Source organism: Geodermatophilus telluris, from assembly GCF_900102745.1.
GTDB lineage: Bacteria > Actinomycetota > Actinomycetes > Mycobacteriales > Geodermatophilaceae > Geodermatophilus > Geodermatophilus telluris.
In genome coordinates this window covers 262543-280482 of the sequence record NZ_FMZF01000004.1, presented here as the reverse complement: position 1 = coordinate 280482, position 17940 = coordinate 262543, and the positions used below count along the sequence as shown (strand labels likewise).

At 72.2% G+C, this 17940-nt stretch carries 16 protein-coding genes; 3 read left to right on the top strand and 13 right to left on the bottom strand.

Annotated features, from left to right (window positions below):
• The first annotated feature begins 541 nt into the window (after positions 1-541).
• The gene (locus tag BLQ97_RS24260; protein ID WP_281181414.1) at positions 542-667 is read left to right on the top strand and encodes a cupin domain-containing protein; all 126 of its coding nucleotides are present in this window, start codon (positions 542-544) and stop codon (positions 665-667) included.
• Positions 668-942: 275 nt separating this feature from the next.
• Here the strand turns inward: BLQ97_RS24260 and BLQ97_RS14700 are convergent, their stop codons facing one another.
• The 8 genes from BLQ97_RS14700 to BLQ97_RS14665 all read right to left on the bottom strand — a co-directional run bounded on the left by BLQ97_RS14700 (position 943) and on the right by BLQ97_RS14665 (position 11710).
• Positions 943-2718: a BCCT family transporter gene (locus BLQ97_RS14700; RefSeq protein ID WP_091366745.1), complete on the bottom strand. Its 1776-nt coding sequence runs from the start codon at positions 2716-2718 to the stop codon at positions 943-945.
• A 407-nt stretch (positions 2719-3125) separates the two neighbouring features.
• Positions 3126-4223, bottom strand: a complete 1098-nt coding sequence (locus BLQ97_RS14695) for a LacI family DNA-binding transcriptional regulator (protein ID WP_091366744.1) — start codon at positions 4221-4223, stop codon at positions 3126-3128.
• Positions 4224-4252: 29 nt separating this feature from the next.
• A complete protein-coding gene (locus BLQ97_RS14690; RefSeq protein WP_091366743.1) occupies positions 4253-5782 on the bottom strand; it encodes an amidohydrolase family protein in 1530 nt (509 codons plus the stop codon).
• Positions 5782-7287, bottom strand: a complete 1506-nt coding sequence (locus BLQ97_RS14685; protein WP_091366742.1) for a Na+/H+ antiporter NhaC family protein — start codon at positions 7285-7287, stop codon at positions 5782-5784. The genes BLQ97_RS14690 and BLQ97_RS14685 overlap by 1 nt, the downstream gene beginning before the upstream one ends.
• Positions 7288-7289: 2 nt before the next feature.
• Positions 7290-8171, bottom strand: a complete 882-nt coding sequence (locus BLQ97_RS14680; RefSeq protein ID WP_091366741.1) for a PfkB family carbohydrate kinase — start codon at positions 8169-8171, stop codon at positions 7290-7292.
• 19 nt (positions 8172-8190) lie between these two features.
• On the bottom strand, positions 8191-9204 hold the full coding sequence (locus BLQ97_RS14675) for an SIS domain-containing protein (protein WP_091366740.1): 1014 nt from the start codon (positions 9202-9204) through the stop codon (positions 8191-8193).
• 1134 nt (positions 9205-10338) lie between these two features.
• On the bottom strand, positions 10339-10944 hold the full coding sequence (locus tag BLQ97_RS14670; protein ID WP_091366739.1) for an MBL fold metallo-hydrolase: 606 nt from the start codon (positions 10942-10944) through the stop codon (positions 10339-10341).
• Between the two features lie 175 nt (positions 10945-11119).
• Complete coding sequence (locus BLQ97_RS14665) at positions 11120-11710, bottom strand: CGNR zinc finger domain-containing protein (protein WP_091366738.1); 591 nt, start codon at positions 11708-11710, stop codon at positions 11120-11122.
• 141 nt (positions 11711-11851) lie between these two features.
• On the opposite strand from BLQ97_RS14665, the gene BLQ97_RS14660 reads away from it, so the two are divergent.
• On the top strand, positions 11852-12874 hold the full coding sequence (locus BLQ97_RS14660; protein ID WP_245692201.1) for an LLM class flavin-dependent oxidoreductase: 1023 nt from the start codon (positions 11852-11854) through the stop codon (positions 12872-12874).
• Positions 12875-12917: 43 nt separating this feature from the next.
• On the top strand, positions 12918-13640 hold the full coding sequence (locus BLQ97_RS14655) for an NUDIX hydrolase (RefSeq protein ID WP_245692199.1): 723 nt from the start codon (positions 12918-12920) through the stop codon (positions 13638-13640).
• 276 nt (positions 13641-13916) lie between these two features.
• Here the strand turns inward: BLQ97_RS14655 and BLQ97_RS14650 are convergent, their stop codons facing one another.
• The 5 genes from BLQ97_RS14650 to BLQ97_RS23645 all read right to left on the bottom strand — a co-directional run bounded on the left by BLQ97_RS14650 (position 13917) and on the right by BLQ97_RS23645 (position 17474).
• Positions 13917-14183, bottom strand: coding sequence for a metal-sensitive transcriptional regulator (locus BLQ97_RS14650; protein ID WP_091366736.1), 267 nt, complete (start codon positions 14181-14183; stop codon positions 13917-13919).
• A 106-nt stretch (positions 14184-14289) separates the two neighbouring features.
• Positions 14290-15162 (bottom strand): sulfite exporter TauE/SafE family protein, encoded by an 873-nt coding sequence (locus BLQ97_RS14645; RefSeq protein WP_091366735.1) that lies wholly within the window; start codon positions 15160-15162, stop codon positions 14290-14292.
• A 4-nt stretch (positions 15163-15166) separates the two neighbouring features.
• Positions 15167-15742: a rhodanese-like domain-containing protein gene (locus BLQ97_RS14640; RefSeq protein WP_091366734.1), complete on the bottom strand. Its 576-nt coding sequence runs from the start codon at positions 15740-15742 to the stop codon at positions 15167-15169.
• Positions 15739-17124, bottom strand: coding sequence for an MBL fold metallo-hydrolase (locus BLQ97_RS14635; protein WP_091366733.1), 1386 nt, complete (start codon positions 17122-17124; stop codon positions 15739-15741). Before BLQ97_RS14635 ends, BLQ97_RS14640 begins: the two co-directional genes overlap by 4 nt.
• 38 nt (positions 17125-17162) lie before the next feature.
• Positions 17163-17474 carry a rhodanese-like domain-containing protein gene (locus BLQ97_RS23645; RefSeq protein WP_217637207.1) on the bottom strand — a complete coding sequence of 104 codons (312 nt, stop codon included), beginning with the start codon at positions 17472-17474 and terminating at the stop codon, positions 17163-17165.
• Positions 17475-17940: the final 466 nt, after the last annotated feature.

Sequence of the window (17940 nt, the reverse complement as noted above, 5' to 3'; positions counted from 1 at the left end):
GCCTCCTCGAACACGTGGTCGTCGAGGACGACGCGGTCGGCGCGGTGGAGTGGAGGATCAGCGTGGACTCCTCCCGCGTCCGGGCGCACCAGCACGCCGCCGGCGCCCGCAGGGGGGGGGGGGGGGGGGGGGGCTGCAGTGCACCAGTCGAGGCCCCAGCGGTCGACGGGGAGGCAATTCCGCCACTCCCGGGGCGGACCGACCAGCAAGATGTGCGGTGCTCCGGCTCCGCGCACGAGTCGCGGGAACTCCCTATGACCGAGACCCCGAGCAGACGAGATGCAGCCACAGGTCCGCGACACCGACGACGTCACGCCCGAGGCGCGGGAGAACCCGGTGCGTGGGACATCTCCTTCCGGGTGCTGTTCAGCGCTGATCGGACGCCGACGTCCTCGCTGTACACCGGTTTCACCGAGCTGCCGCCCACCGACTGGCTGGGACCTCACCGGCACACCCAAGCCGAGGTCTACAACGTCGTCGAGGGAAGGGGAGTCCGTCGTCTTGGACGGCGACGAGCGCCCCGGTGACGCCCGGATCGGCTGTGTTCATCCCCGGCAACGCCGAGCGCGGCACCCGCAACACCGGCGACGGTCCTCTCCGGTTCGTCTACGCGTTCGCAACCGACTCGATCGACGATGTGGTGTACCGCTTCTTGGACGACAGATGATCGGCGCGAGCTGCAGGTGAGACGAGCTAGCGGACTCGGACCCGAGTCGACTCGATGAGTCCCGCGCCACGGCCACCCGCTATGCCAGATCCGCGCCCTGCTGATCGTCGCGTCGCCGTTTCGTGGCTCCGCGAAGACTCCCAGGGCAGGTCCTAGGTGAGCCGCTTGTCCTGGGCGATCTCACGCGGCAGGACCCCGCCCTGGTGTTGCGTGCCCATCTGCAGGCGAGCACGGTCGCTGGCCCTCGACGCGCCCGCAGTGGTGGCAGCAGCAGGTCAGCTTGACTGCTGAGGCTGTCTCGGCTCGCGGGCGTGAGCGGTCGCGCCGTTCTCGTGACCGCCGGGGGCGCGTTGCTGGGCAGGTCCCGGCTGCTGGACCGTGCCTGGTCGCATCTCCGCGACCACCGTGCGGACGCCAGGCGGGACCGTGCTGACCACCGGCTCACTGCGCAGCTGCTTGAGCAGGCTGTAACAGACACCGAGCATGACGATCAGGAACGGGACGCCGAACACGATGACCGTGGTCTGGATCGCATCCAGCCCTCCGGCGAGCAGCAGAGCGATCGCGACCGCGCCGATCATCGATCCCCACGTCACCACCAGCCAGGTCCGGGGGTGGAGCGACCCGCCCTGGGAGAGCATCCCGAGCACCAGGGATGCCGCGTCGGCGCCGGCGACGTAGAACAGCAGGATCAAGACGACGACGAGCACCGCGGTGAGGGTCGAGAACGGCATCGCGTCGAGCATCGTGAACAGGGTGTTCTCGACACCCGTGGCCAGCGAGCCGGCCATGTCGGTGACCCCGGTCAGCTGGAACCGGATGGCGGTCCCACCCATCACCACGAACCAGACGGTGCTGACGAGGGTCGGGACGATCAACACGCAGATCACGAACTCGCGGATGGTCCGACCCCGGGAGATCCGGGCCATGAAGGTGCCCACGAACGGCGCCCACGACATCCACCACGCCCAGTAGAAGATCGTCCAGCCGGCGAGCCACTCGCGGCCACCGGCGGCGCCGGTCCGGAACGACATGGGCACGAACTGGGCCAGGTAGCCGCCGAAGGACTCGACGAAGGTGTTCAGCAGGAAGATCGTGGGCCCGAAGGCGAACACGAAGACCAGCACCCCGACGGCCAGCCCGGCGTTGATGTTCGCCATCCACTTGACGCCCCGCTCGGTCCCGCTCACCGCGGAGAGAACGAACAGGGCGGTCAGCACCACGATCACCACGATGCAGACGGTGTTGCTCTGAGGGGCGTCGAAGACCCGCGTCAGCCCGCTGTTGATCTGCAGGGCGCCCAGTCCCAGGGACGTGGCCGCCCCGAACGTGGTGATGAACAGCCCGAAGATGTCGACGGCCCGGCGGGCAGGGTGGGAGGGGTCCTTCCGCGGGAACACGATGGAGCTGAGCAGGTTGGGCAAGCCCTTGCGGAACGTGGCATAGGCCAGGGCCAGCCCGACGACGCCGTACAGCGCCCACGGGTGCAGTCCCCAGTGGAAGATCGTGTACTCCAGGCCGAGCTCGGCCGACTCCGGCGTCGAGGGCTCGGCGAGGTCCAGCGGCGGGGTGAGCAGGTGCGACAGCGGCTCGGCGACGCCCCAGAAGATCAGCCCGATGCCCATGCCGGTGGCGAACATCATGGAGATCCAGGAGACGGTGCTGAACTCCGGGCGCTCGTCGTCGCGGCCCAGTCGGATCCGCCCGTAGCGCGAGAGGGCGAGCAGCAGCATGAGCGCGACGAAGCCGGCGGTCACGAGGACGTACACCCAGCCGGTGGCGTCGATCATCTTCGCCAGGACGGTCGAGGCCGCGGTGGCCAACGAAGTCGGCGAGAGGACACCCCACAGCACGAACGCCAGGGTCAGGGCGAGGCCGGCGATGAAGACGGTCCGGTCGACCGGCTGGTCGACGTCGGCGGCCCGCGGGTGCGTCCGGTCGTCATCGGGCGCGGCGTGGACGAAGTGCTGGACGACGACCGTCTCCTCGACCGCCATGTCGCCGTCGGCGGCTCGGGTGCGCTTCGGGTGTTCGGTGCCGTCGGGGCTCATGAGACACCTCTCGTTTCGCAGGGCGCTTCCGTCGCGCCATACGAAACAGCGTGACCTGGACCACTGTCAATGGGCACTTACAAGTCACTTGGTGACATAGCGTCCGGGCAGGCAGGCGCGCCGGATCGCCGGCGGGCAGCCGGCACCTGATGGGCCTCCTCCAGGGGTCGGCGGAGTCTCGACGGACCCACCACTCGTGGGACGTCACCCCCATCGGCGGCTGCAGTCCTGGATCGTTGTCTCCGGCAACGCGCCCCAGTCGTGTAGACCGCGCCCGTGCTCGCGATGTTGCGCCGGAAGCACGACGTCGGCGGCCATCGGTATCGGCGTGGCCGAGCCGGTCTGCGGCAACCCGGGAGGACCGGCCGGCGTGGTCGATCACACCGAGTTGGTCAGGCGACCAAATATCAGGCGGGCTGTGTTCGCGGCCCGCGCACCGAGGACCGCGACACCAGCCGCGCGCTCAGGACGGTCCTCTCGGCCGCTGCGTCGAACCCGTCGATCCGCTGGATGAGCCGGCGGGCCGCGGCCTCGCCCAGCTGCTGGACGGGCTGCTGCACCACGGTGATGGGGGGCTCGACGACCGCGGTCCAGGGACTGTCGTCGAAGCCGACGAGCGAGACGTCCTCGGGGCAGCGCAGCCCGGCGGCCTGCAGGGCGCGCAGGGCGCCCAGCAGCGCGTCCGTCTCGGTCGCGAACACCGCACTGGGCGGACGGGCCGAGCCGAGCATGACGCGCAGGGCCTCCTCGGTCCCCTCGACGGTCTCCACCCCGGTGGTGACCAGGCGGGGGTCGAGGTCGATGCCCGCTGCGTCGAGGGCGTCGACGTAGCCGCGCAGGCGGGCGGCTCCGGTGGACAGGTCCGCGCCGGCCGCGCCCAGCAGCTCCTCGCGGCTGCGGACCTGCCCGGGGTGCGGCGGCCCCCACGCGTAGGCGATGCGGCGGTGCCCGGCGTCGATCAAGTGATCGACGGCGTGCCGGGTGATCTCGCGGTTGTCGATGACGAAGACGTCGGCGTCCAGGTCCGGGAGGTCGCGGTCGACGCCGACGACCGGTGTGCCGCGGCTGATCGCCGCCCGCAGGTGGGGTGCCGGAGCCGGTGCGCCGGCGGCCGAAGCGATGATCAACCCGTCCACCTGCTTGCCCACCAGGACCTCGACGGCAGCCCGCTCCCGATCGACGCGCTCGTCGGTGTTGACGAGCACCGTGTCGTAGCCCGCCGCGCGCCCCGCGTCGGCGATGCCGCGTACCAGGCCGGCGAAGAACGGGTTGCTGATGTCGGCCACCACCACCCCGATGGTCTTGGTGACGCCCGTGGACATGGAGCGGGCGAGCATGTTCGGTCGGTAGCCCAGGGCCTCCGCCGCTGCCCGCACCCGGGCCTGCAGCTCGGGACTGGGTGAGCCGTAGCCGCCCAGCACCCGACCGGCGGTCGCCTTGGCCACGCCGGCGGCCCGGGCCACCTCGGCGATGGTGGGCGGGACCTGCGCCGCCGGTCGGTCCATGCGGCCGACCCTAACGGCGGGTGGTCGACTCACCGGCGGTGCACGACGGCGCCGCCGGCGAGGGTCAGGACGACGGAGGCCCCGGCCAGCTCCTCGACCGGCACGTCCAGGAGGTCGCGGTCGTGCGCGGCGATGTCGGCTCGCTTGCCGACCTCCAGCGTCCCGGTCCAGCCGGCGGCGCCCGTGGCGCGGGCGCCGCCGATCGTCCAGCTGTCGAGCACCTGGGCCCGGCTGAGCGCACGCTCGGCGTGCCACCCGCCCTCCGGTCCTCCGTCGGGGAAGCGCCGCTCGGCCGTGGACAGCAGGGCCTCGGGGACGGAGGGGAGGAAGAGCGGGAGGTCCGTGCCCGCGGCGAGACAGGCGCCGGCCCGGGTGAGGGCGGCGAAGTTGCCCAGCCGCTGCTCCCGCTCCGGGCCCAGGATCGACCGCACCAGGTCGGTCGTGTACCCCTCGATGAGCAACAGCTGCGGGTACACCTCGCAGAACAGACCGAGGCGGCCGGCGCGAACCGCGTCCTGGTCGCTGACCAGCGACACGTCGGACAGCGACGTGCCGGCCGGGATCGGGATCCCGTCCTCCCGCGCGGTCTCCAGGACGTCGAGGCAGCGGTGCACGGCGCCGTCCCCGTCGGCGTTGAGGGCGACCGCGTGGCCGGCCCGGAGGATGCGCCGGGTCTCGTCCTCCACGTGCCCGTAGTCGACGTGCCAGCGTTGGAGCCGGGTCCACTCGTCGTCGGGGCCGAGCAGGTGCGCGCCGAACTCGTCGAAGGAGCCGTCGGTCATCAGCTTGAACCCGTGGAAGCGCAGGGCCGGCGACGTGTGCGTCCGGCGCATGGCCTCGGCGAACTCCAGATCCGCCCGCGCCCGGACCGGCTGGGACGCGACGCTGATCCGGAGCGGGAAGCCGCCGTCGGCGGTGAGCCGTTCGAGCACCGGGAGCACGCCGAGGTAGTCGTCGAACGCGATCTCCTTCACCGAGACCACGCCACGCGCGCCCAGTTCCGCAGCGGCCGCCCGGTACACCTTCTCGACGAGGGCCGCGTCCTCGGCCAGCGCTGCGTACAACGGGGCCAGGGACTCGTTGCTCGCCGGGTCGAGGTCGCCGAACCGCCGGGTCGCCGGTGAGTTGGGCACCAGCCAGGCGCGGCCGCGGCCGACCACGACGACCGGGTCGTCCGGGAACGCCTGGTCGAGCGCGGCGCCCACGAGGTCCCGGGGGGTGTCGGGCAGGTCGACGTCCCGGGCGACCAGCACGCCGGTGCGGGGGAGGGTGGCGAGGGCGGCGACCACCTGCTCGAGGGAGCCGAGCCCCCCGCCGTCGGCACCGGCGTGGTCCAGGAGCGTCGCGGTGAGGAACGTGTGGTTGTCGTGGAACGCCGGGGTGACCAACCCGTCACCGAGCTCGTGGACCGCCGTCCGCGGCCCGACGAGCTCGGCTCCGTTCCCGGGGCCGACCGAGACGATGGTGTCGCCGGCCACGGCCACGTGCCCGGGCCGGCTGGTCCCGGCGACCGCGTCGTACACCGCGGTCGACCGCAGCAGGACGTCGACCGGCCCCATCAGCTCCCCACCAGTCCGAGTACGGCGTAACCGGCGAGGGCCAGGACGAACGCGATCACCTGGTAGGGCAGGTTGGTGATCCAGTGCCGGAACAGCGGCACCTCGGTGGACGACGAGGTCAGCAGGCCCACGTCGGAGGAGATGGCGGTGGTGATGCCCCAGGTGCCGGCGCTGACCAGGGCGGCGACGGTCGCCAGCGGGTTGGCCCCCATCTGGTCCGCCAGGGTGATCAGCACCGGGACGAGCAGGATGTACAGGCTCCAGTTGAGGGTCACCAGGGCCTCGGTCAGCCCGAACGCCAGGAAGACCACGAAGGGCAGCCACGCTGCCGGCACGGCCTCGGAGACGTTCTGGATGACGAACTCGGCGAACTGCAGGTCGGCGATGCCGGAGACGAGTACGAACGCGATCGCCATCAGCAGGACGAGGGAGAAGATGTCCTTCATCCCCTCGACGGCCGCGTCGAGGTAGCTCGCCGGGGTCGCGATCCGCTGGACGATGAGGACGATCCCGGTGACCAGCAGCGAGAGGATGAACCCCTTCTGCACGTCGCCGGTCACCAGGCTGCCGACGATGACCGTCCCCACGGTGACGACCAGGTTGAGCCAGTGCGGCCGCCGTCCGGAGCGCTCGGTCAGGGCGCTGACGGGTTCGGCCGCCTCCGCCTCGACGACGTCCTCGACGGTCCCGGTGCTCATCTCGCGCCTCATGGCGCCCAGCGGCGGGATGACGCCGAGGCCGGCCAGCACGGCCACCACCACGACGGCCATGGGGAAGAAGAGGTAGGTCATCAGGTGCCCGTAGGTGGAGACCTGGGTCGCGGCCGTGGCCGCGCCGGCGGTGACCAGCAGGCCCGCGATGAGCACCGGGGTCGAGCCGATGGGGTTGAGGGTGCAGAGGGGTTCGGCGGTGGAGCGGATCAGCATCGCGCTGTACGCGCGGGGGATCCCGAACCGGCGGTTGACCGGGGTCATCGAGACGCCCACCCCCGAGCTGGACAGGTAGGAGTCGTTGCTCAGCGCGGCCGTCGCCGCGAGGGTGACCAGCGCGCTGCGGCGGCGTCCCCGCGCCAACCGCGCCACCCGGTCGGCGAACGACGCGGCGAGCCCCAGGTGGTCGACCACGCCGATCAGGCCGCCGATGCACAGCAGGAGCACCAGCAGCCACAGGTTGTCGGTGTTGGACACCTCCTGGTAGAGCCGGTCGACCCACGCGGTGAAGACGTCGCCCCGGGAGGACATGAACAGTGCGAGGGCGGAGGCCCAGAGGAAGCCCTCGAGCACCCGGTGAGTGACGAGGATGAAGCCGAAGAGGGTCACCGCCGGGAGCAGGCTCCAGGCGCCGTACCAGTCGCCGCCGTGGGGGGCCGCGACGGCGACCAGGCCGACCACCGCGGCGAGCGCGGTGTAGACGGCGAGATCCCGGTGCCGCACGGCGGTCGTGCGGAAGGAGGTCCCAGTGGGCGTCGGCGCGCTACCAGTGGGGAGGTCGGTGTCCGTGGTCATCGTCAGAACTCCTTGCCGTGGCCGAAGGCGCCCTCGACGAGGCACTGCTCGGCGGAGAAGTGGGCCGCGAGGCGGAGGGCCCGGTCGAGGGACTCGGGGGAGGGGAGCCGGTCCCGCTGCCAGCCCTGCTGGAGGCACGTGACCGCGAAGGCCGTGGCGAAGGCGTCGCCACAACCCATGGTGTCGACCGCGTCCACGCGCACAGCGCTGCCGTGCCGGAGCGCGCGTCCGTCGTAGAGCAGCGAGCCCTGTAGCCCGCTCGTCGCCAGGACCAGACCCACCCCCCGGCCGTGCACCTCATGCACGAGGGCCTCGGTTTCTTCCCTGCCGTAGGCCTCGCAGGAGAAGACCGCCAGGTCGACGTTGGGGCACACCCGGTCCAGGTACGCCGGGGTGCGGAACTCCTTCTCGTCGGAGAAGTCGAAGGAGACCAGGGCCGGCAGCTGGCGGAGCAGGAACAGCTCGTCCTCCACGCCGCCGTAGACCCCGGAGTGCACCAGGTCGAACCCGGCGAGGTACACGAGGTCGGCGGCGCTCAGCACGAAGGGCTCCGCCGTCGTCACCCCGCCGCCGTTCCAGTCCCCGAACACGCGGTCCCCGTCGACGACGATCACGTCACACCACCCCGTCTCGCCCTCCTTCACCTGGCACCGGTCCAGGGCCACGCCCAGCCCGGTGAGGGAGGTCTGCAGGTGCGCGGCGAGGGCATCGGTTCCGAAAACGCCCAGGTATGCGGCGGCGGCGCCGAGCTGGGCGGCGAACACCGCGAAGTTGACGCTGTTCCCGCCGGGGTAGGACACGCGGCGGTCCAGGAACCGGTCGACCACGTTGTCTCCGAAGCCGACGACGCGCGGCCGCGTCGCAGACTGCGCCGTTGCAGCCATGTCACGTCCTCCCGGCGCTCTAGTAGTCGACGACGCGGTAGTAGCGCCGGAGGTCGAGGGGATGGTCGCGGACCTGCTCCAGGTGCTTGGACAGCCGGATGGTCACCGAGTCCATGACCAGCGGACCCAGCAGCCCGCGGAACTCGGCGTCGATGCCGGCCAGGGCGTAGTCCGCCGAGTCGAAGACGGTGACGCTGTCGCTGTAGCGCTCGGCGAAACCGCGCACCCGGTCCATCAGCGGGCGCGTCTCGTCCTCACCGATGAAGAGGATCAGGCTGGTGTCCCGCTCGACCAGCTCCAGGGAGCCGTGGAAGAACTCGGCCCCGTGGACGCGCGTGGTCCGCAGCCACTGCATCTCCTCGAGGATGCACATCGAGTAGTTGTAGGTGAAACCCCAGAGCGGCCCGCTGCCGACGAGCATGTGGTACTCGGTGGTCGAGTGCCGTGCGGCGAACGAGGCGGCGACGGGGTCGGCCTGCTCCTGCACGGCGCGGAGGACCGCCTCGATGCCGTCCATCTGCTCCGCGAAGCGCGGGTACGTGTCGAACTCGCCTAGGGAGTGGAGGATCGCGGCGCTCAGGAGCGTGAGCTGGATGTCGTAGGACTCCGACGCCGTCTCGTCGTCCGCCGGGTTGACCAGCACGTGGTCGACCACCTGCGCCAGAGGCGAGTTGGGGTCCCCGGTCATGCCGATCGTCCGCACCCCGCGCGCCCGGCAGTACTCCGCCGCGGCCACGGTCTCCCGTGTCGTGCCGGACAGCGAGGAGAGCAGCACCACCGACCGCTCGGTGAGCTGGCGGTTGCCGGCCGCCACGAGCTCCGCGGCGATGACCGAGCGCACCGGCAGGGCCGAGCGGGTGGTGAGCAGGTACTCGTACGGCCACATGGCGGCGTACGAGCCGCCGGAGCCGACGAGGAACAGCGTGTTCGGTTCGGCGGCGACGATCTCGGCCGCCAGCTTCTCGATCTGGGGGCGCAGTGAGACCGCACCACCCAGGACGGACCCGTAGCGGCGCTCATCAAACCCGAGCATCGGTGATGTGTCCTCTCTCAGTATGAGACCGGTCTCTGCGAGAGAGAGACCGGTCTCTTGTGTGGCCGGGAACACTAACAGCCACATGCCGGATCCGGAAGGAGTCGCGGGCGGGATCATCGGCCCTGAGCGCATCGAGCTGATGTCCCGGCTGGGTGTCGACGTCCGCTCCCGGTCCCCATACCTGGTGCGAGCGTCGCCGGTACGACCGTGCCGGCTCTCTCGGCAGCGCCGGCCCCGAGTTCCTCGACCGGGGTCGACCGAGCTGCCGCTGGAGAGCGCCGTGGTCCCCTACGAGCACGACCACCTCTGGCCGGGTTGCTGGGGTTCCTACTGGTCGCGATGGTCGCCGTCGCGGCGCCACGGGTGCACGTGGCGGTGACCGCGTCCGGGGTCAACTCCCGGCGGTCCGCGGCGGCGTGGATGGCGTACTGCATCCGGTGGCGTGGTGTCCGGGCAGTCGATGTCCGATCCGAGAGGCAGCGATCCGTCGGTCCCTCGTACTCGAGTGCTCGCTCCCGGGCGGGCAGGCCGAGCCGAGCCCGCTGCTGATCTCGACGGGGGCGACGTCCGGCCGCCGCCACCGGACCCGGCGGCCGACGATGCACGGCCGCCCGGCGTCAGCGGGGCGGTCAGCCGATGACGACGAGCAGGTCGCCGCCTTCGACTGGTGCACCACCGGTCGGCTGCTGCCGGGCAGACGGCTCAGCCGCTTGTCCCCTTGTAGGGGTCGGGCAGCCCCTACCGCAGGCCCCGGTCCGTCCGGGCCGCTCCGGGAGTTGCCGGGTCAGCTCCAACAGGTCAGGGGCGTGGACGGCTGGGACCGGAGTGATCCGCTGGCTTCACCTCGATGCGCCCTGTCCCGACCTGTGCCGCCTCCTCCTGCTGATCGGTCGATCGCGATGTTCCGCCCGGCTCAATCCCACTGACCTTCTCCGTGACCGGCCGGGACACCGGCTCGGCGCTCGCGGCCGGCCGCCCGGTCGCCGTCGGGCCGCGCAGCTCACACCCGGCGGCGTAGCAGATGGCCTTCGACGTGCGGCACGAAGCTGCGCCGAAGGTCGGGCGCCGGAGGGCACGCTGGGGATCCTGTCCGGCCAGCAGGCGGCTGGCTGCGGCGGCGTCGTGGCTACGTCAGCGCGGAGTGCTGGCGTCTGGCACGAAGGGCGCGCCGTGGCCGGGGATGATGAGCGTGGCGAGGTCCAGCACCCGCTCCCTTCCGGCTCGGAGCGCTGCGCCGTCGGTGGCCAGCGGGTCCTCGGGGGGCCCGGCCTGGAACCACCACAGGTGTGAGAGCGCCACCGTGTCCTCGGCTGTCTCGACGAGGGTGGTGATGTCCTGGGGGGTGTGCCCTGGCGTCTCGAGCAGGCGGATGGAGCTGGAGATCTCGAACCCCTCGGCCGGACGCGACAGCCACGTGTCGTTGCGGTAGATGGCCATGTGGTCGTGCATCCGGGCCTGCGGGAACAGCGCCGCGTTGACGGTGTGGTCGGGATGGTGGTGGGAGAAGATGATGTCGGTGATGTCCTCGGGTCGCACTCCGAGCTCGCGCAGGGGATCGAGGATCGAGTTGGGGCCGCTCACCAGGCCGGGGTCGACGATGACGTGGGTGTCGCCGTCCCGGATGTAGGTGACGGTCGAGGCGACCGACCAGGGGGTCGGGCTCATGTCCGCGTAGCCGTGGGTCAGGACGTGCACCGCGGCGGAGGAGGCCGGCGGTGGGGCGGAGTCGGGCGTCATCCAGACAGCGTGCTCTGGTCGCCGGCGATGCTCCACCCGAGTCGGAGTGACTGGGCCGTGCTCTGGGTGAGGAGTCCCGTGCCGCGCCTCTGCGGGGTAGAAGGGGCACCGTGGTCCGACGGACGAAGCCGGTCGCCTCGCGACGCGACACGGCGGAGGCGGGGCGTGGAGGCGCTCAGGAAGGCGTTGGCCGGTCCTGCTTGCGGGCATAGGCACGCGCGGCTCGGACGCGGTCCCCGCAGCGGGTGGAGCACCAGTGTCTGCGCGCGTGGGTGCGGAGGAGGAACCGGTCGCAGGGAGGGGCGGCGCAGCGCGCGAGCTGGGGGGCGTCGGTTCCGGTGAGGAGAGCGGCGGCGTCCTCGGCGACCTGGGCCATCGCGTGCTCGACGAGGCGTGTCAGGGGATGTTCAGGCTCCCGGCGCAGGCCCCCCTCCGGGTGGTGGCGCAGCACCGACGCGCTCGGCACCTTGGTGAGAGCGCGGTTGACCTCGTCCAGGGACCGACGCGGGGGCGCCTCGCCCTGCACGTGGGTCGCGAAGAGTGAACGCAGGTGCCCTCGTAGGCCGGTGAGCTGGTTCTGGCAGTACGCCAGGAGTGCGGTCTGCTCGGGGACGAGGCCGTGGTCGATGAGCCAGCGCGTGGCGTCCTCGGGGCTCCCGAGTTCGTCGGCCCGCTGCCCGCCGGGGAGGGCGACGACGCTGTTGACCAGCGCAAGGCTGACGTACTGGTCGGCCCCGGGGGCTGGGGGGAGGGGGATCCGCGACATCGGCTCTCACGGTATCAGCGCCGACGTGCCGTGATGCTCCTGGTAGCGTGGCTATCACGAGAAAGAGTGGCTATTGCCATGAGAACCAGGAGTTCCATGATCCCCGCACGGCCTTCGGGCACCGCTCCCTTCGTCCTCTCGGTGCTCGACAACGCGCACACCGCGGTCGGGCAGACCGTCGAGGAGGCCTTCGGCGAGATCATCGCGCTGGCCCAGCTCGCCGAGCGGCGGGGCTACGAGCGCTTCTGGATGTCCGAGCACCACGCGATGCCGGCGGCGGCGACGTCGTCGCCGCAGCTGATGCTGGCGCGGCTGACCGGCGAGACCGACCGCATCCGGCTCGGTGCCGGCGGCGTGATGCTGCCCAACCACGCCCCCCTGGTCATCGCTGAGCAGTTCGGCATGCTGGATGGGCTCGCCCCCGGGCGGATCGACCTGGGGCTGGGGCGTGCACCCGGCACGGACCTGCCCACCGCCCTGGCGCTGCGCCGGCACCACGACGCCAACGACGACTTCCCGCAGCAGGTCCTCGAGTTGCTCGGGTTCCTCGACGACGATTTCCCCGACGACCACCCCTACCGCAGCGTCCACGCGGTTCCGGGTCCGTGGCAGGCCGACCAGAACCGGGTGCCGCGACCGTCGACGGCGCCGGACGTCTGGGTGCTCGGCTCATCGCCGTACTCGGCTCGCCTGGCAGGCCAACTCGGCCGCCCGTACGCCTTCGCGCTGCAGTTCGGTGACGCGGACGTGGTCTCGGCCATGCGGCTGTACCGGGAGAGCTTCCAGCCGTCCCGCATCCTGTCCGAGCCGTACGCCCTCCTCAGCGTCGGCGTGGTGGCGGACGACGATCCGGCGGAGGCCCGACGCCAGGCGGCCTCGTCGGCGATGGCCATGCTGCGGATGTTCCAGCGCAGGCCCTACAGCCTGCTCCCGCCCGAGGAGGTCGAGGCGTACCGGGCCACCGCGCAGGAGCAGCACGTCCTGGACATGTACACACGCCGGTTCCTCAACGGCACCGGACCCCAGGTGGCGGCAGCCCTGGAACGACTCCATGCACAGACCGGGGTCGACGAGGTGATGCTCGTGGTCATGGGGCACTCACGCCGCGCCCAGACCCGCACGCTCGAGGTCATCGCCGACCACTACGCGCTTCCCTCACGGTGAGCCGGTCGCGTCCACGACACCGCCGGCCTCGTCGCGGGCCGCGGTGACCGTGCATCCCAGCGTCCATGATCCCGATGAGCCGGCCGGGGGAAGCGCCAGGGCGCACGACCAGTTGTCCGGTCTCATCCGGCACGGCGGGCGGCGCCCGTGGGGGTGGGTCGGGCTGCCGCGCGCCACGGCCGAGCACGCGTTCCGCGCCAGCGCCGTGATGGTCGTGGCCGGACCCGTGGCCGACGATGTCGCCTTCCTGCTGGTGCGGCGTTCCTGGACGCTGCGCCACCACCCGGGCGAGTTCGCGTTCCCCGGCGGCGGCATCGACCCGGGCGAGACCCCCGTCGCCGCTGCGATCCGGGAATGCCACGAGGAGACCGGGATGCTCATCGATCCCGAACGAGTACTCGGAGTCCTGCCTGCGCTGGCGCTGCAGGCGAGCGCCAACGTCGTGGCCCCGGTGGTCGCCTGGGCGGGAGACGATGTCCGTTCTCGCCCCGCACGACGTCGGCCCGACCGCGAGACGCACTCGACGCACTGGGTGCCCAGGCGTCACCTCACGGACCCGGAGCATCGCGCCACCGTCATCGACGGCGAGGGCTGGACCGGGCCGGGGCTCCTGCTCGAGGACTCCTGCATCTGGGGCTTCACCGCCAAGGTCCTGGACTGGCTCCTCGACGAGCTCGGATGGAGCCGCCCCTGGGACACCTCCCGCCTGCATCGGGTCGCACAGGGGAAGAGTGCGAGAGCAGGTGGGACACGGGCCCTGCGCTGAGGCACACCGAGCGTCTGGTGACCGGGTCCCTGGAGGGTCGCTCTCCGCTGGGTCTCGCCGTCGGCGAGCACTTGTGCCGGTGGGGGTGCCCGTGACGCCGCTCGTCGTCGGCCCGTGCTGCCTCCTCGGCCGGCTCGGCCGACGGCGCCCCGGGAGTCGTCGCGGGCGCCCCTGGGCTCAGGGACGAGCGGCCAGTCGGGGGCGTCGGGGCCGCCGGCTCCTCAGAGGACTGCGGCCCGCCCCGGCGGGTACCGGGCGGACCGCAGGGGGTGGTGCTCAGGCGAGGGAGAGGAACAGCTTCTCGAGCCGGGCGCGGTCGACGCCGGTGCCCTCGGGGCCGGCGGTGATGCACTGCTCGAGGCCGGTGGCGATGATCGCGAACCCGGCCTTGTCGAGGGCCCGGGAGACGGCGGCGAGCTGCGTGACGACGTCCTCACAGTCCCGCCCGGCCTCCAGCATGCGGATCACGCCCGCGAGCTGGCCCTCGGCGCGGCGCAGCCGCTTGACGACGTCACCGACGACCTGGGCGTTCTCGAGCTGCATGTCCTCATCCTCTCCTGACCGCCGGTGCTATACCCGGGCGGGTACCTCTGCGGAGAGCGCCGCGCGGTGCGCGGGGATTCCCCTGCGCCCCGCGCGGCCGTCCGAGTCAGGCCCCGGCAGTGCGGGGGCCGACGATCTCGGCGTGGCGGAGGGGGCAGCGCGGCACGAACGCCGAGCAGATCCCCATCACGCCGGCCACGCCGAGGAGCGCGGTCACCAGCGGCAGCCGCGCGCCGTCGGGCGCCTGCTGGACGAGCACAGATGCGCCCGTGAGGAGGACGAACCAGCCGAAGGCCCGCCGCAGGGCATCGGCCGGGATGCGGTCGACCAGGCGTGCCCCGAGCAGGCTGCCGGCGACGGCGGCCGCGGTGACCGCCCCGGTGAGTGCCCAGTCGACCGGCACGGCGGTCAGGTGGCCTGCGAGGCCGGCCGCGGAGTTCATGGCGATGACCAGTAACGAGGTGCCCACGGCCGCGGTCATCGGGAGGCCCGCGAGCAGGGTGAGTGCCGGGACGATCAGGAAGCCGCCGCCGGCGCCGAGCAGGCCGGTGACCAACCCGAGGCCCGCTCCGATGAGGAGGCTGCACCCGGGGGAGGGCCCGGCCGACTCGGGCGCAGCGGAGCGACGGCCGCGCAGCATCGCCACCGCGGTGACCATCATGAGCACCGCGAAGCCGCCCATGAGCAGCTGTCCGGGCAGGTGCGCTCCGATCAGCCCGCCGGCGAACGCGCCGACGATGCCGGTAGCGCCCAGGAGCCACCCGGTGCGCCACCGGACGCGGCGAGAGCGGGCGTGGCCGATCACGCTGACCGCGGAGGTCACGCCGACCACCACGAGCGAGAGGGCGATCGCCTCCTCGGCGTCCTTGCCGGCCACGTAGACCAGCAGCGGGACCATGAGGATCGACCCTCCGCCGCCGAGCAGGCCCAGCGCCAGCCCGACGACGACGGCCAGTGCGACCGTGAGGGCGATCAGCACCGGGTCACCGCGTCCGAGACGGCGTGCCGACGGTGCAGGCGACGGCGGCGTTGCCGCGGCGGTTCCAGGGCATCCGCGCCAGCGCCATGCCCATCGCGCAGGAGTTGCTCACCGCGGCGAACACGAGGCCACCGCCGACAACGCCCGACAGCCACTTCAGCCTCGGTGCGACCAGGCTGCCGAGGGTGCCGGTGACGACCAGGGATCCGGCGGCGAAGCGGACCTGGCGCTCCAGGTCCCAGACCTGGCGGCCACGGTCCACTGCCAGGCCGGCCCGCTCCCAGTCGACCATCCCGCCGGAGAGCACGGCTGGCGCGCCGAGCCCCGCCATTCGCATGACTTGCTGGGCCTGCCCGGCGCGGGCGCCGGAGCGGCAGACCAGGACGACGTCGGCGTCGCCGAGCGGCTCCCGCAGATCGGCGAGCCGGCTGCGCAGCTGGTCGAGCGGGACGTTGGTCGCGCCGGGGATGTGTCCGGCCTCGAACTCCGCAGGGGTGCGGACGTCGACCAACGCCGGGTCGGGGCTGTGGTCATCGCCGAGTCGTTCGGCGAGGGTGGGTGCGTCGATGGCGCGGGTCACGCGGAGATCTCCTGGCGGGTCGAGTCGGTGAGGGGGAGGCCGGCGGGACCGGCGTTGTCGAAGGAGTCGTCGATGGCGACGACGTCGATGCCGTGGGCGTCGAGGAGCGCGGCGACGACCCCGGCGCGGTAGCCGCCGGCGCAGTGCACCCAGACCGGTCCGGCCGGGACCTCCTCCAGGCGGTGCAGCACCTCGTGGATCGGGACGTGCGTGGACCCGGCGATGTGCCGCTCGGCGCGCTCCTGGTCGCGACGCACGTCGAGGACGGAGGTCGACGGGTCCTGTTCCAGCTGCGCCGCCAGGTCGGCGAAGGTCGCCGTCCGGTAGCTGCGCAGCGGCGCGCCGCCGGCCCACTGCTCGGGCGTGCCGGTGGCCATCGCGGCCGGGCGGTCGATGCCGATGCGGACCAGTTCGCGCTGGGCCTCGGCGACGTCGTCGGCGGTCTCGCCGAGCAGGGTGACCGGGGTGCCCCAGGGGATGAGCCAGCCCAGGTAGGTGACGAACTGGCCGTCGAGACCGAAGTTCACCGTGCCGGCCAGGTGACCAGCCGCGAACGCGGTGCGGGTGCGCAGGTCGACCACCCACTCGCCGGCCTCCATGCGCCGGCGCAGCTCGGCGGGGTCGGCCTCGGCCGGCAGCGACAGGTCGGCCTCGCCCGGGCGGCCGGAGTTGGCCAGGCCCATGTGCGCGTAGTAGGCCGGGTAGGCGTCCAGGCCTGCCAGCAGCTCCTCGACGTAGCTCTCCAGGTCCCGGGTCAGCGCCGGGTTGGCCACCTTCTCCTGGCCGATGGTGCTGGCGGTCCCGCCCGACTGGGTGGCCGAGCAGAAGCTGCCGAAGCCGTGCGTCGGGTACACGGCCGTCGGGTCGGGCAGCTCGGCGGCCAGCCGGCGTGCCGAGTGCCACTGTGCCTGGGCGAGGGTGTCGGTGTGCTCGGGGCCGAGCAGGTCGGGCCGGCCGGTGGACCCGTAGAGCAGCGAGCCGCCGGTGAAGACGCCCACTGGCTCATCGCCATCGGACAGCGCGTAGGACAGGTGCGTGTGGGTGTGCCCGGGGGTGAGCAGCACCCGCACGCGCATCCGGTCGCCGACCTCGACGACGTCACCGTCACGGACGCCCACGCAGTCGAAGGAGACCGGGTCGTCGCCGTTGAGCAGGTACTGCGCGCCCGTCTCCTGGGCGAGCTCGTATCCGCCGGTGACGTAGTCGTTGTGGATGTGCGATTCGAACACGTGGGTGATCCGCACGCCGGCGGCTCGGGCCAGGCCGAGCACGCGGTCGTAGTCGCGCTGCGGGTCGACGACGAGGGCGACCTCGCCGTCGTGGGCCAGGTAGGTGCGATCGCCCAGGCCGGGGGTGTCCAGGGGGAGGACGGTGATCGTCATCGCAGGTTCCTCTCGCTGCCGTGGAGTGGTGGTCCAGGTCAGGCTGTGGCGACCGGGCGGCCGGACTCGATCCATGCGCCGGTGCCTCCGGTGACGCTGACCGCGTCGATGCCGACCGCGCGCATCAGGTCGGTGGCCTGGGCGCTGCGACCGCCGGCCTGGCAGATCACGTAGACCGGCCGGTCCTTCGGCAACTCCGGCAGTCGGGCCGGGAGCACGCTCAGCGGCAGGTTCCGCGCACCCGGGACGTGGCCGGGGCGGTACTCGCGCGCCTCCCTCACGTCGACGACGAAGGCATCGCCCTCGTCCAGCCGGGCGGCGAAGGTGTTGTGGTCGATCTCGGGGATCACGGTAGCTCCTAACAGCGGTGTATACCCGGGGGGGTATACCCGAAGAACTGTAGCACCGTCGCAGGTATTCCCCCGGGGGTATGTCGTACGGGCTGCGGCCCACGAGGTCGGCGGTGCCGCGGCCCATCGGTCCGACGCAGGACGACGAGGGCCGGCTGCTCGAGCACTTGGCCCTCGTCGTGCCCGGTCGGGCGGCCGTCCCGCCCGCGGCCGGAGCGCCCCTGACGACGTCGTCGTCGGTGCCGGGGTCGGCATCGGCTGTTGTGCCGACGCAGACCTCAGCGGCCCGCTCCTCCGTGCCCGCGACCGTGGGGGCGTGGACCACGGCGTGGCCCCTGCCGCGGCCGATGAGCCGGGCGAGCTCCCGCTGGAGGTACCGATCGCCGTCGCATGCAGCGTGGCCGTCGTCGCCACCGCATGGGCCACCGGCCGGCCATCACCCATGGCGCGTCGAGCAGGCCACACA